General features: G+C 73.0%; 13 protein-coding genes. 12 read left to right on the top strand and 1 reads right to left on the bottom strand.

Features of this window, described 5'->3' with window-relative positions; translation table 11 throughout:
* Positions 1–82: 82 nt before the first annotated feature.
* The 9 genes from ACYP53_RS38990 (at position 83) to ACYP53_RS39030 (ending at position 9,197) form a co-directional block, all read left to right on the top strand.
* Positions 83–1,426 (top strand): argininosuccinate synthase-related protein, encoded by a 1,344-nt coding sequence (locus ACYP53_RS38990; RefSeq protein WP_459650878.1) that lies wholly within the window; start codon positions 83–85, stop codon positions 1,424–1,426.
* A 38-nt stretch (positions 1,427–1,464) separates the two neighbouring features.
* Positions 1,465–2,214: a hypothetical protein gene (locus ACYP53_RS38995; RefSeq protein ID WP_459650879.1), complete on the top strand. Its 750-nt coding sequence runs from the start codon at positions 1,465–1,467 to the stop codon at positions 2,212–2,214.
* Positions 2,211–3,413, top strand: coding sequence for an ATP-grasp domain-containing protein (locus tag ACYP53_RS39000; protein WP_189914049.1), 1,203 nt, complete (start codon positions 2,211–2,213; stop codon positions 3,411–3,413). Before ACYP53_RS38995 ends, ACYP53_RS39000 begins: the two co-directional genes overlap by 4 nt.
* 96 nt (positions 3,414–3,509) lie before the next feature.
* Positions 3,510–4,775, top strand: coding sequence for a lysine N(6)-hydroxylase/L-ornithine N(5)-oxygenase family protein (locus ACYP53_RS39005; protein WP_189914050.1), 1,266 nt, complete (start codon positions 3,510–3,512; stop codon positions 4,773–4,775).
* Between the two features lie 32 nt (positions 4,776–4,807).
* Positions 4,808–5,767: a fatty acid desaturase family protein gene (locus ACYP53_RS39010; RefSeq protein WP_459650880.1), complete on the top strand. Its 960-nt coding sequence runs from the start codon at positions 4,808–4,810 to the stop codon at positions 5,765–5,767.
* 278 nt (positions 5,768–6,045) lie between these two features.
* Complete coding sequence (locus tag ACYP53_RS39015; RefSeq protein WP_189914051.1) at positions 6,046–6,792, top strand: SDR family oxidoreductase; 747 nt, start codon at positions 6,046–6,048, stop codon at positions 6,790–6,792.
* Between the two features lie 72 nt (positions 6,793–6,864).
* Positions 6,865–7,029, top strand: a complete 165-nt coding sequence (locus ACYP53_RS39020) for a hypothetical protein (protein ID WP_189914052.1) — start codon at positions 6,865–6,867, stop codon at positions 7,027–7,029.
* Positions 7,030–7,159: 130 nt separating this feature from the next.
* A complete protein-coding gene (locus ACYP53_RS39025; RefSeq protein ID WP_459650881.1) occupies positions 7,160–8,350 on the top strand; it encodes a tRNA lysidine(34) synthetase in 1,191 nt (396 codons plus the stop codon).
* Positions 8,351–8,429: 79 nt separating this feature from the next.
* Positions 8,430–9,197: a class I SAM-dependent DNA methyltransferase gene (locus tag ACYP53_RS39030; protein ID WP_189914054.1), complete on the top strand. Its 768-nt coding sequence runs from the start codon at positions 8,430–8,432 to the stop codon at positions 9,195–9,197.
* Here ACYP53_RS39030 and ACYP53_RS39035 read toward each other — a convergent pair.
* Complete coding sequence (locus ACYP53_RS39035) at positions 9,158–9,760, bottom strand: dTMP kinase (RefSeq protein ID WP_229928336.1); 603 nt, start codon at positions 9,758–9,760, stop codon at positions 9,158–9,160. The two genes, ACYP53_RS39030 and ACYP53_RS39035, sit on opposite strands and share 40 nt — an antisense overlap.
* Before the next feature lie 79 nt (positions 9,761–9,839).
* Between ACYP53_RS39035 and ACYP53_RS39040 the strand changes: the two genes are divergently transcribed.
* The 3 genes from ACYP53_RS39040 to ACYP53_RS39050 are packed head-to-tail and all read left to right on the top strand — an operon-like array spanning position 9,840 to position 13,086.
* The gene (locus ACYP53_RS39040; RefSeq protein ID WP_459650882.1) at positions 9,840–10,667 is read left to right on the top strand and encodes a sugar phosphate isomerase/epimerase family protein; all 828 of its coding nucleotides are present in this window, start codon (positions 9,840–9,842) and stop codon (positions 10,665–10,667) included.
* Positions 10,664–11,881 carry an acyl-CoA dehydrogenase family protein gene (locus ACYP53_RS39045; protein ID WP_459650883.1) on the top strand — a complete coding sequence of 406 codons (1,218 nt, stop codon included), beginning with the start codon at positions 10,664–10,666 and terminating at the stop codon, positions 11,879–11,881. The genes ACYP53_RS39040 and ACYP53_RS39045 overlap by 4 nt, the downstream gene beginning before the upstream one ends.
* Positions 11,878–13,086: a M20 family metallopeptidase gene (locus ACYP53_RS39050; protein ID WP_459650884.1), complete on the top strand. Its 1,209-nt coding sequence runs from the start codon at positions 11,878–11,880 to the stop codon at positions 13,084–13,086. The genes ACYP53_RS39045 and ACYP53_RS39050 overlap by 4 nt, the downstream gene beginning before the upstream one ends.
* Positions 13,087–13,136: the final 50 nt, after the last annotated feature.

The following is a 13,136-nucleotide window of genomic DNA, read 5'->3' on the forward strand; positions in this document are numbered from 1 at the left end:
GGGAGCCCACGCGTGCCGGTTCCCCGGCGTGCCACGAGCGAACACCACCCCTTCCCAGGCTGCCGATCCAGAAGGACGTGACGTGAGAACGAGGACCGTGCGCTCCTTTCGCGACATCACGCACCGCGAGGTCGACTGGCGGCGCCCTGTCGTGACGCTCTTCAGCGGGGGCCTGGACAGCTCCTACCTCCTGCACCGCCTGGTGGAGGCGGGGGCCACCGACGTCCACGCGGTCAGCGTGGACGTCGGCGGCGACGAGAGCCCGCCGGAGCTCCGCCGGATCACCGACAGCCTCGGGGTCCGGCTGCACGTCCTCGACGAACGCGCCGTGTTCGCAGGCGAGTTCGTCACCCCCGCGATCGCGGCGCATGCCCTCTACCTGGGCTCGTACCCCATCAGCTCCTCGCTGAGCCGACCGCTGTTCGCCCGCGCGGCCCTGCGCACCGCCGAGGAGCTGGGCGCCGAGGTCATCCTGCACACCGCCAACCGCTCGCAGAACACCCTGCGCCGACTGAACGGCGCACTTCGGCAGTTGGGCTTCCGGGGCCGCTTCGGCAGCCCGTACGAGCTCGAACCGGTGCACCGCGAGAAGAAGATCAAGGAACTGCGGGCGATCGGCCTGGAGGAGATGGCGGAGCGCTCGGCGAGCGCCGACTCCAACCTGTGGTGCCGCGAGTTCGAGTCCGGGATCCTCGACGACCCGGAGGACCACCGGGTGCCGGAGTCCTGTTTCCGGTGGAGCGCCCGGCCGCGGACCCCGGGGGCCGAGACGGTGGAGGTCTCCTTCGAGGCCGGCGTCCCGGTGGCCGTGGACGGACGGCGGATGAGCCCGGTCGAGCTCATCGGTGCCCTGAACCCGATCGTCGGCGCCCACGGGCTCGGCCGGCACACCGGCCTGGAGCACCTGCCCGGCGGCGCGAAGGTCCTGGAGGTGCGCGAGGCGCCCGCGGCCTGGCTGCTGATGGCCTCGCACCGCCACCTGGAGACCGCGACGCTCGACGCCGAGACGCTCAGGGAGAAGCTGCACCTGGAGCAGGTCTGGGTGCGCGAGGCCGTCGAGGGCCGCTGGTTCGGCGAACTCCGCGCCGCCTGCCAGGCGTTCACCGCGGAACTGGCCGGCCCGGTCACCGGGACGGTCCGCTGGCGGCTGGCCGGCGGCAGGACCTCGACCGAGTCGATCGTCGCCGAGAACCCCCGGTACGTCCGCAGCCGGGAGGACTGGGAGCTGGCCGGAGTCCGGGACGAGCTCGGGTACTTCGAGCCGGACCCGGAGGCCCGCAACGGGAACGAGAACCGGAACGGGAACGGGAACGGGGACGCGAGCGGGACGCGGAACGGGAACCGGAACGGGACCCCAGCCGGACACAGGACCGCGGCCGGGAGCACGGCCGGAACCGCCCAGGAGATCGGGGGAGCCACATGGTAGGGACGGACACGCCCGCGGGAACCGTCGGTCGCACACTGGTGCTCATCGACGCGACGGTGCCCGTGGCGAGGGCCGCGCACGGGCTGGGCTGCCGCGTCGCGCTGGTGCAGCGGCCCGGCGCTCCGGTGCACGAACTCGCCGAGGACCACACGGACTACTACTCGGTCGACTTCGGGCCCGACCCGTCCGCCCACGCCCCCGACACCGCCGCCCACGCCACCACCGCCGGCCCCGCGGCCTTCGCCGACTTCGTGCAGTCCGTCCTGCGCCCGCTGGACCCGTGGGCCGTCCTCTCGCTGACCGGCGCCGGGGCCCTGCCGGCCGCGACAGCCGCCGCCCTGCTCGGCGCCGTCGGCGCACCGGTCGGGGCGGTCCGGGCCCTGGCCGCCGCCGGTGACCCCGAAGTCGCCGCCGGGGAACGGGTGTTGCGCGCCCACACCTTCACCGTGGACGGCGACCACCGGTGGATCGCCGCCGTGCCGGAGGGCCGTCCCGCCATGCCGCCGGAGCACCTGCTGCCCGAGCGGGTCCTGCCGCCCGAGGAGCACCGCGCCGCCCTGGCCGCGCTGACCGGACTCCTCGACGCCGCCGCCCTCCCGGCCGGCCCCGCCCTGGTCCGGCTCGCCGTGCGCGACGGCCGGGCGCGGGTCCTCACCGCCGCCCACGGCACCGGGACGGACGACGAGAACGACCTGATCCGACGACTGACGGGCTTCGACCTGACGGACCACTCGCTGCGGTGGCCCTTCGGGGCGCCCGCGGGCACCGACCGGGAGGCGGGACGATGAGCAGGCCGGCCGCGCTCTTCATCAACAAGCACCACTACTCGCACTTCAGCCGGGGCGGCGCCCACATCCTGCCGACGTCCGAGATCGACATCCACCTGGTCACCCGCTACCGGGCGCACGGCGGACTCGACGGCTTCGCGGACCACCCGCTGCCCCAGGTCGCCGTCTGCGAGACCGAGGACTTCGACCGCTGGCGGGACATCTGCTCCTGGATCCTGCGCCACCACCCCGTCGACCGGGTGATCGCCGTGCACGAGCGGGCCGTGCTGCTCGCCGCCGAGATGCGCTCGAAGTTCTCGCTGCCCGGCATGGACTACGAGACGGCCGTGCGCTTCCGCGACAAGCTGCGCATGAAGGAGGTCCTGCGGGAGGCCGGGGCGGCCGCGCTGCCCGGCTTCGCCGCGCTCGACCGCCCGGCCGACCTCGAACGGATGGACTGGAGCACCGGGCGCAAGGTGATCAAGAGCCGGTGGGGGCTGGCCGCCAGGGACCTGTACATGGTGGACACCCTCGACCAGGCGCGCGCGGTGGTGGCGGACCTGGACCTGTCCGGTTCGCACTACGAGATCGAGGAGTTCGTCAAGGGCCGGATCTACCACTGCGATTCGGTGGTGGTGGACGGCCGGATCGAGTTCTCCAGCGTCGGCACCTACCTCGCGGATCCGGCGGGGTACGAGCCGGGCGGCATCTTCGGCACCGTCCTCGTCGACGACCCGGACCTGCTGCGCCGCATCCGCGCGATGAACACCGCCGTGCTGGGCGCGCTCGGTCTCCGGGACGGCACCACGCACCTGGAGCTGTTCCGCACCGACGCCGACGAGCTCGTCTTCTGCGAGGTGGCCGGCCGCCCGCCCGGCGGCGTGATCCCGCCGGTCATCCAGTGGCAGTACGGGTTCAACATCGTCGAGGCCCAGATCCGCCTCGACGCCGGGCTTCCGGTGACCCTGGGCACCGCGCCCACCAGCGGGACCTGCGGCTTCATCGCGTTCTACCCCGGCGGGGGCGAGGCGCGCGGGATCCCCGCCGAGCGGTTCGACGCGCTCGGCGTCGTGGAGCACATCGCGCACCACGGGGCCGGGAACGGGCGGGGCGGCGTCCGGCACTCCACCGACTTCCTCGACTCGTACGTGATCAAGGCGCCGGACGGGGGCGCGCTCCTGGACCGGATCACCCGGGTCCGCGAGGAGTACTGGCAGTGACCCCGCAGCCATCGGAACAGCCGCCGAAGCCACCGGACCGACCGGACCGACCCACCACGCACCACCCCACCGCCGTCCCCGAGGGAGAGACCGACGATGCCTGACCACGACGTGATCGGAATCGGTGTGGGGCCGGCGAACCTGAGCCTCGCGGCCCTGACCGCGCCGCTGCCCGAGCTGAGCACCCTGTTCCTGGACGACAAGCCCGGGTTCGAGTGGCACCGGGGGCTGATGCTCCCCGATTCGCAGCTGACCGTCACCTACTTCCGCGACCTGGTGACCCTGGTCGACCCGACGAGCGAGTTCTCCTTCCTGAACTTCCTCGTCCGCCAGGGCCGGGCGTTCCGCTTCCTGGAGGCCAACGGCCTGAGCTGCTCGCGCCGCGAGTTCGAGCAGTACTACCAGTGGGCGGCGGCGCGGCTGTCCTCGCTGCGGTGGGGCACCCGGGTCGAGTCGGTCGCGGTCGCGGGCGACCGCTTCGAGGTCACCTGTGCCGGTGGGGCGACCCACACCACCCGGGCGGTCTCGGTCGGTTCCGGTCCCGAGCCGCGGCTGCCGGCCTTCGCCAAGGCGCACGAGGGCAGGGACGTGCTGCACAGCGGTGACTTCGCCCGGGTGCGCCCGGAGTGGAAGGGCCGCCGGGTCGTGGTCGTCGGGGCCGGTCAGAGCGGTGCCGAGGTGGTCAACCACCTGCTGGCCGACGAGCACGCGCTGCCCGCCTCGCTCACCTGGACCTCCAGCGGCCCGGGCTTCCAGCCGCTGGACGACTCGCCGTTCACCAACGAGTGGTTCTCCTCGGCGTACGCGGGCTACTTCCACGGCTTGTCGGCCGCGCGCCGTGCCGAGCTGGTCACCCGGCAGCTGAGGGCCGGCGGTGACGGGATCACCGACGAGCTCCTCGGCGCGGTCTACCGCCGCCTGTACCACCTGGACCACGTGCTCCGCGCGGGGCTGCGGCACCGGCTGCTCACCTCGCGCCGGGCCGTGGACCTGGAGCGGGACGGGTCGGCGTACCGGGTGACGCTGCACGACGAGGACCGCGACGGCACCGAGGTGCTGCCCGCCGACCTGGTCGTCCTGTGCACCGGCTACCAGCGCCGGATCCCGGAGTACCTCAAGCCGATCCAGGGACAACTCGCCGTCCGGGACGGGATGTTCGAGGTGAACGCCGACTACTCGGTGGACTTCGACGGACCGGCCGGGCTGCGGGTCTACAGCCAGGGCTTCGCCGAGGGCGAGCACGGGATCAACGACACCCTGCTCTCCCTGGTGGCCTGGCGCAGCGCCTGTGTCGTCAACTCGCTGGCGGGGCGCCAGGTCTACCGGACCGACGCCGACGAGACCACCGTGGCCTGGCAGTAGCGCCGGTGGCGAGCGAGGAACGGGGAGGGGACGTGGACACCGGCAAGGTCTCGCCGGCCTTACTGTTCGAACGGGCGCGGGTGTCGCGGAGGGACGAGCTGGTCTTCGTCGGCAAGCTGGCGGCGGCGTTCGCGCTCTGCTGCCTGGGCGGAGGGCTCGCGCTGAGCGGCTCGTGGCTCGCGGCCGCCGGCGGGGTGCTCCTGCTGGCCGCGATGTACACGCACCTGGTGGAGTTGCAGCACCAGTGCCTGCACCACTCGGCCTTCCGGAGGGCCGCGGCTCACCGGCCGGTGGGCGTCCTGATCGGGGTCCCGCTCCTCTCGGCGTACAGCCACTACCGGGTCCAGCACCTGCAGCACCACAAGTACCTGGGCACACCGCGGGACAGCGAGTTCTTCGGGTTCGACCCGAGGGCGCCGCTGACCTGGGGCGCCCTGCTGCGAGGCGCCGTCGACCCGGTGCGGCTGGTCCAGGTCGGGGCGGACGTCGCCCGCAGCTGCGCGGGCACGTGGACCTACACCCGGGGGCAGATCGGGGACCGGTCCAGACGCCAGGTGATGAGCGAGTACCGCCTGTTGGGCGTGGCGGTGCTCGCGGCCGCGGTGGCGGCCGGCCTCGGGTACGGCCGGGCCGTGCTGCTGCTGTGGGGGCTCCCGCTGCTGCTCTCGGTCCCGGTGCACTTCTTCCTGGAGCTCCCGGAGCACGTCCTGTGCGACACCGACGGCACCACGGACGTCCTGCGCAACACCCGGACGATCAGCGGGAGCAGGTTCAGCCGCTGGTTCACCAACGGCAACAACTTCCACGTGGAGCACCATGCGGCGATGGTGGTGCCCATCAACAGACTGGCCGGGCGGCACCCGGTCGCCAAGCGGTACGCCGCGCACGCCGAGGCCAGCTATCCGGCCTTCTACCGCAAGGTGCTCCGTGAGGCGCGCCGCAACGGAAAGCGCCGGAGATTCGTGGACGCGGCCGGCCGGACCCACTCCTGAACGCTCTCCGCGGCATTCTTCCGATTCCGCGTACGGAAAATCGGACGAAACCTCCGGGAAGTCGCCGGAAGTCGCCGGAGGTCGGCGTGAAGTCGCCGGGCGGAACGTCGCCGAGAAAAGCGTCGGCGAACTCTTGCCGATTCCGCCGGAACCGACCTAGACTCATTCGGGTCAAGCGGAACCGACCGGGTGGAACTCCGCCCCACCGGGAATACCCGCCGGGTCGCACTGCTTCGTCAGATGCGCGCCGATTCATCACACAACGGGGGTTCGTGTTGATGTCGAACGACTCTCACCAGCCAGTTTGCGTGGTCACCGGCGCAAGTCGCGGCCTCGGCCGGGCCCTCTGCCAGGAATTCGAAGACCGTGGATTCCAGGTGGCCGGAGCCTCCCGGAGCGCCCTTCCCGATAATTCGGAAGGTTTAGCGGCGCACGATTCGGTGAATGTACAGGACGAGCGCCGGGTCCGCGAATTCGCGAATTCCGTCGTCGCCCGGCACGGCCGAATAGACGTCTGGGTCAACAATGCCGCGGTCATGGAGGTGTTCCGGGTCGCGGACGGCGACGCGGAACGCTGGAACCGGATCCTCGGCACCAACCTGCTCGGCGTGGTCAACGGCAGTGCCGTCTTCGCCGAACACGTGCGCGGCCGCCCCGGCGCCGGCGTACTGATCAATCTCACCGCCGGCTCGGCGCGCGCGGCGCGCCCGGGCTGGGCGGCCTACTCGGCGAGCAAGGCAGCGGTGGAACGCCTCACCGAAGCCGTCGCCGCGGAGGAGCGGGACGCCGGACTGCGCGCCTTCTGCGTGTCCCCCGGCGCCATGGACACCGCCATGCAGCGCTCCCTGTGGGAGCTGCCGGAGAGCGAGTTCCCCGAGGCGCGGGAGCTGCGCGAACGCGCCGCCCGGGGCCTGATCGGCGACTGCCGCGACATCGCGCGGCGGATCGCCGAGGAGGCCGGGGCACAGCTGCGCCCCGGAGCCCCGGAGCCCGATCCCGTGTTCCTCCCCTTCCGGGCGTCCTGAGACGCCCGCCCCGAACGACCATGCCGTCAGGCGTGGTTGATGGATGCACCATCCAACTAGAGAGGAGCTGACATGAAGACCGAACTTGGTCTGGTCAACGCCCCGGCTGCCGTTCTCGTCGAGTTCGAGCCGGTCGCGGCCCTGAACCTGGGCGTGCTCGGTGCGCGCGAGGCGGCCACGACGGACAGCGGCCTGGAGTCCGTCGCCTGCTGCAACTCGATCGTCGCCACCGGCTGACCGTAGCCGGCCATCGGGGCCCCTCGGGGTCCTGAGGACCGCTGGTGAGGCGCTTCGGCGCCTCACCAGCGGCACTTGCATTGACGATGATCCACCCGCTCACGAAACGGAACGGCATATGCGAGTACGGTTGCAGACCAACCACGGTGAGTACCTCCTGGAGCACGAGAGCGCACCGACCGTCGGCGCCCTGCTGCGGCTGTACGGGATCCCGCTCTCGGCGGTGTGGACCTACCGGATCGAGGGCCACGGGGGCGACGGGCTCCGGCGTGCCGTCTTCGTCCCCGCGTCCACGGCCCGCCCCGGCGACGCCGGCGGCGAGGGCGAGATCTTCGCCCGGGTCACCCGCAACATCAACCTGCCCGGCCTGCTCGGCGTGGAGGCCTCCAGCGCCCGCCTGCACGACGAGGCGACCACCGAGTGGACCTTCCCCACCGAGGACAGCGGCGCCTTCCAGCGCGTGCACACCCAGATGTCCGCCGCGGAGTGCTTCGAGTTCGTCCGCGCCAGCGTGACCGACGTGCTGAAGCAGTGGCCCGGCGACCGCAGCAACGGCCTGGTGGTGGGGACTTCGGGCGGCGGCGACTCCAACGTGCTGCTCTCCACGCTGATGGAGTCCGGCTACTTCGAGCCCGAGCGCGTGGTGCCGGTCATGATGCTCGGCATCCCGGACTGGGACGCCCAGGTCGACAACGCCCGTGCGCTGTGCTCCGCGCACGGCATCGAGCTGAACGTGGTCGAGGAGTCGGAGACCGCGCGGCTGTCCGGCCTCAAGGAGCTCTCCTCGGTCAAGGAGGTGTTCCGGGAGTTCTTCCCCGACGCCGACCTGGAGTTCATGGGCACCTGGCTGCTGCGCCGCGTCCTCACCCGCTACGCCGTCGAGCGCGGCATGAAGTTCGTCGCCACCGGCGCGAACCGGGAGGACATCGTCGCCGAGCACATCGCGCGGGTCTCGCGCGGCCTGCTCCCGCTGCCCGCCCCGTTCCGCGAGATCGGTGACGTCACGTTCTGCTACCCGATCTGGAAGGTGCCGAAGAAGATCGGCGACGGCGCCTACCCGGCCTTCAGCCTGGAGAACTACGAGAACCGCAATCCCAGCTTCAGCCCCGGGCGCAGCGTCTTCTACTACCTCGCGTACTGGATCCCGGAGCTGCTGCCCGGCATGGACAACTCGCTGCTCGACGGCATGTCCAAGCTGGCGGACAAGGACCCGCAGCCCATCACCTGGGACGAGGACCTGCGCGACCACGTCTGCCGCGAGGGCTCCACCGAGGCGCAGAAGACGCGCTGGCAGGAGTTCCTGGCGAAGGTCGAGGCCTGACGGCCGTCGGCGAGCCCGCTTCGTCTGCCGTCCTCCCCGCCCGGGGAGGACGGCAGACGCCGATCGAGGAGAGTGTGCTGTGAACGCGTTTCAGGGGTGGGATGCGGCCTCGTACGGGGACGCCAGGGCCACCGTGTACGACCGTCAGGTGGCCGGGCGGGGCGACGTGCCGGAGGCGGTCGGCCTGCTCGCGGAGCTGGCCGGCGACGGCCCGGCGCTGGAGCTCGGCGTGGGGACGGGCCGGCTGGCGATCCCGCTGGCCGCGAAGGGCGTCCCCGTCCACGGGCTGGACAGCTCGCCGAAGATGCTGGAGGAGCTCGGCCGCGCCCCCGGCGGCGACCGGGTGGTCGGCGTGCCCGGCAGCATGACCGACTTCGCCCTGGAGGAGTCGTTCACGCTGGTCTGGGTGGCCTTCAACTCCCTGTTCCTGGTGGACGATCCGCGGGAGCAGGAGAACTGCTTCCGGAGCGTCGCCGGCCACCTGGCCGAGGGCGGGCGCTTCGTCGTCGAGGCGTTCGTGCCCGCGCCCGAGCAGTTCGACGGGGCGGCGGCCCTGCGGGTGAAGGACTTCGGCTCCGCCAACCTGCTGCTGCAGGTGTCCCGGCACGACGCGGACGCCCAGGTGGTGGAGTCCCTGGACCTGGAGGTCACGGCGGACGGGTTCGCCCTCTACCCGACCCGGGTGCGCTACAGCTGGCCCGAGGAGCTGGACGCGATGGCCGGGCGGGCGGGCCTGCGGCTGGAGGACCGCTGGGAGAACTGGAGCCGGCACCCGTTCACGGCCGGCTCCCGCTCCCACGTCAGCGTCTACACCGCGGCGGACACCGCGTCCGGCAGGGCCCGCTGAATCTCCTTGCGCAGGAGTTCCTGCACCTCGTCGAACGAACCGTTCCCGTCGACCAGGACGAATTCCTCGTACTCCGGCAGGGAACGGTAGGCCGCCCGGTAGTCGACCAGGAACTCCAGGGTCTCCTCGTCGATTCCGCGGCGCTTGATCCGCTCCTGGGCGACGGCCGGTTCGACGTCCAGGAAAAGGGTGAGGTCGGGCTTCGGGAGGCCCCGGTTGAGGCGCCGCAGGAATTCCTCGTTGTCCGCCTTCTGCAGGCGGACTGCGGCGTACTGGCAGACGGTGTAGCGATCGGCGAGGGCCACCGCGCGCGGGGTGGCCAGCACCTCGCCGACCGGGGCGAGCGCCGACAGCTTCGCGCAGGCCGAGATGAGCCTGATCGTGTCGGCCCCGATCATGTCCAGATGGCCCGGGAAGCCGTCCTCCCGGGCGATCGCGTCCAAGGCCTGACGGACCGGGAGCTGTGTCTGGTTGAGGAAGAGCCGGGCCGGCTTCCCCAGGCCGTCGAACCACTCGGCCAGTCGCCCGACCTGGCTGGTCTTGCCGGCCCCGTCGATTCCCACGACCGCGACCAGATATCCGCTGCGACGCTCGGACCCCACTTTTCGATACCTCCACGACGACCCGCATGAATGGATAAAAGTGCCTCGTGTCACTATTCAGCCAAGATTGCACGACCTATCCCGCTATGTCAACGCGGCCAGATCGAACGACTTTCATTTCGAACTGATCGAACCGGCATACCCGCAAAATCTGGACATGCTGGATGAATACTTCTCCGATTTCCTGGAGAAGGCCGGCGGCGCGGAACTCGTGAAGGTGCTGCACGGCCCGTACATCGACATCTCGGTCCATTCCCCGGACCGTGCCGTCCGGGCCGCCTCGGCCGAGCGGATATCCGCGTCGATCGAATGGGCGAAGCGGCTCGGCGCCGAGTTCCTGATCCTGCACAGCAACCACCTGCCGATGCTCAACGAGCCCGCCTACGACCGGCAGTGGCGGGCCGGCTGGCTCGACTTCCTGCGCGGCCAGGACCTCGGGAACGTCACCGTCCTGCTGGAGAACATGTGGGACCGCACCCCGGACCTCAGCCTCTCCCTGGTCGAGGAGTTCGACTCCCCGCGGCTGCGGCTGTGCTTCGACGTCGCGCACTGGAACGTCCACGGCACGGTGCCCCTGGAGGACTGGCTGCGCCGGGCCGGAGCGGCCACCGCGTACGTCCAGTACGGCGACAACCACGGCGACCAGGACTCCGACCTGGCGCTGGGCAGCGGCACGGTGGACTGGCCGGAGCTCGACCGCTGCCTGCGCGCCCACGCCCCGCACGCGGACGTGATGGTCGGCGTCGGCATCGACGACGCCGACGAGCGGCTGCGGCCCTCGATCGACTTCCTGCGCGCCGGCGGCATCCACCCCTTCCCGCCCCACCCGTCCCCCCGCACCTTCCCGCCCGCGGACGGTGCCCGGTGACGGCCCCGTCGCCGGAGGAGGCACCGGGCGCCGACGCCGCGTGGTGCCTCAACCCCCGCACGCCCGAGGGGAGGTCGGCCGCCGAACGCGCCGAGGCCTGCCTCGCCGAGGTGGCGGCCGACGCCGAACGCCACGACCGCGACGGCAGCTACGTCACCGAGGCGCACCGCGCCCTCGCCGCCGCCGGCCTGATGGGTGCCACCGTGCCCGTCGCCCACGGCGGACTGGGGGTGCGCAGCCTCCTCGACACCGCCGCCTGCCTGGAACGGATCGCCTTCGCCGACGCCTCGGCCGCCCTGGTGCTGCACATGCAGCTCTCCCGCGGCCTGGGCCTGGCCGCCGGCCCCTCGGACCCCGGGTCCGAGGGGCTGCTGCGTGCCATGGCCGACGGCTCGGCCTACGTGGCCGGCGCCGCGACCGAGGCGGGCGCGGGCTACTTCACCGTGCGCACGACGGCCGAGCCGAAGGAGGACGGCCCGGCCACCGTCAGCGGCCGGAAGATCATGGTCTCGGGGGCCCCCGCCGCCACCCACTTCGCGGTCCGGCTCCGGATCCGCACCCCCGAGGGCGACCGGCTCGGCAGCGCCGTCGTGCCGCGCTCGGCCGCGGTGGAGGTCGTCGACGACTGGGACGGCCTGGGCATGCGGGGCTCGGCGAGCACCACGGTCCGCTTCCACGACGCCGAAGCGCTGCCCTGGAGCCTGGCCGTCCGCGGCCCCTGGGGCGTCCACGACCCGCGGGCCCTGGGCGGCCGGATGCTCAGCTCCGGGGCCATGCTCGGCATCTACCTGGGGCTGGCCACCGCCGCGCACCACACCCTGCTCACGGCCCTGCGGCGGGCCGGCGCCGACCGGCCGGGGGCCTGGCTCGACGCGGCCGCGATCCGCTCCGAGCAGCAACTGGCGGGCACCCGCGCCCTGGTGGAGCTCTTCCTGAGCCGGCTGGACGGGCACGACCCCGCCGACGGCCCTGGCTCCCTGGCACTGGCCCGCGAGTGGCAGCTGTGCCGGCTGCGCTCGCACGACACCGCCCTGGCCCTCTCCGACCTCGCCCTCTCCGCCGCGGGAGCCGCCGCCTACCGGTGGGGCCACCCGGCCTCCCGGATCCTGCGGGACGCGCGGGCCGGACAGTACATGCAGCCGTACGGCCCCGCCCAGGCGGCCGAGTTCGTCCGCGCCGCCGGCGAGGGCACCGACCCGGGACTGCTCGCATGACGCCGCCGCTCCCCCGGATCCCCCCGCTTCCCCCGATCCCCCGGCTCCCCCGCACCGGCGGGCCGGCCGTCGACGAGTCGCGGCTGGTCGCGCTCGCCCGGCGGCTCGTCCGCACCCGCAGCGACAACCCGAACACCACCGAACAGGCCGTGGTGCGGCTGCTGGCCGAGGTGCTCGCGGACTCGGCGGACGAGGTGCGGATCGTCCAGCCGGTGCCCTCGCGCCCCAACCTGCTGGCCCGGTACGGCCGGTGCGACGGCTCCCGCCCCACCCTGCTGCTCACCGCCGCCACCGACACGGTGCCGGCCGACCCGGACGACTGGCGGCGGCCGCCCTACCAGGCCCTGGTGGCCGGCGGCGAACTCTGGGGCCGCGGCACCGCGGACATGAAGGGCGGCATCGCCGCGGCGGTCGAGGCCGCCCTCGTCCACCACGCGGCCGGCCGCCCGGGGCCGCGCGACCTCCTGCTGGTGTTCACCGCCGACGGCGAACGCGGCGGCCGGGCCGGCTGGCAGGCCCTGGCCGACACGCTCGAACTGCCGCCCGTCGAGGGCGCGGTGGTGCTGGCCCCGACCGGCCTGGTCCCGCACCGGATGGAGCGCGGGGTGGCCTGGCTCGGCGTCGACCTCCAGGGGCGGGAGGCCCCGGCCTCCCGCGCCGAGGGCGGCGTGTCCGCGGTCCTCGCGGCCTGCCGGCTCGCCGAGCTGCTGCCCGCGGCCGCGGCGGCCCGGTTCGCCGGGAACCCGGCGGGCGGCCCGGTCACCACGACCCTGGGCCGGATCGACGGCGGCACCCGGGTGAACACCGTGCCCGGCGGCTGCCGCACCGAATGGGACCTGCGGCTGCCGCCGGGCGGCCCCGACGTGACCGAGGAGGCCGTCCGCGCCCTGGTGGCCGGCTGCCTCCCCGAGGGCGTCACCGGCCGGGTGGAACTGCTGATGACCGCCGCCGCCTCGGAGAGCCCGGTGACACCGCTGTGGGAACGGCTGGTCGCGGCCGGCCGCAGGGCTCACGACGACCGGGCCCACCCCGACCCGGTCTACCCCGGGCCGACCGACGCCCGCACCCTGCGCCGCCGCTTCGCCGTCCCCGCCTACGTCTGCGGCCCCGGCGAGCAGCGCCTCGCCCACGGCGTGGACGAGCGGGTGCCGGTCGCCGAGCTGCGTGCCGCCGCCGAACTCTGCCTGAGCCTGCTGCGGGAGTGAGCCCGGCCGCTCCCGCCCGCCCTGCCACCCCGCCGCCCCGCCTCCCGCGC

It is taken from the genome of Kitasatospora sp. Ki12, from assembly GCF_054601375.1.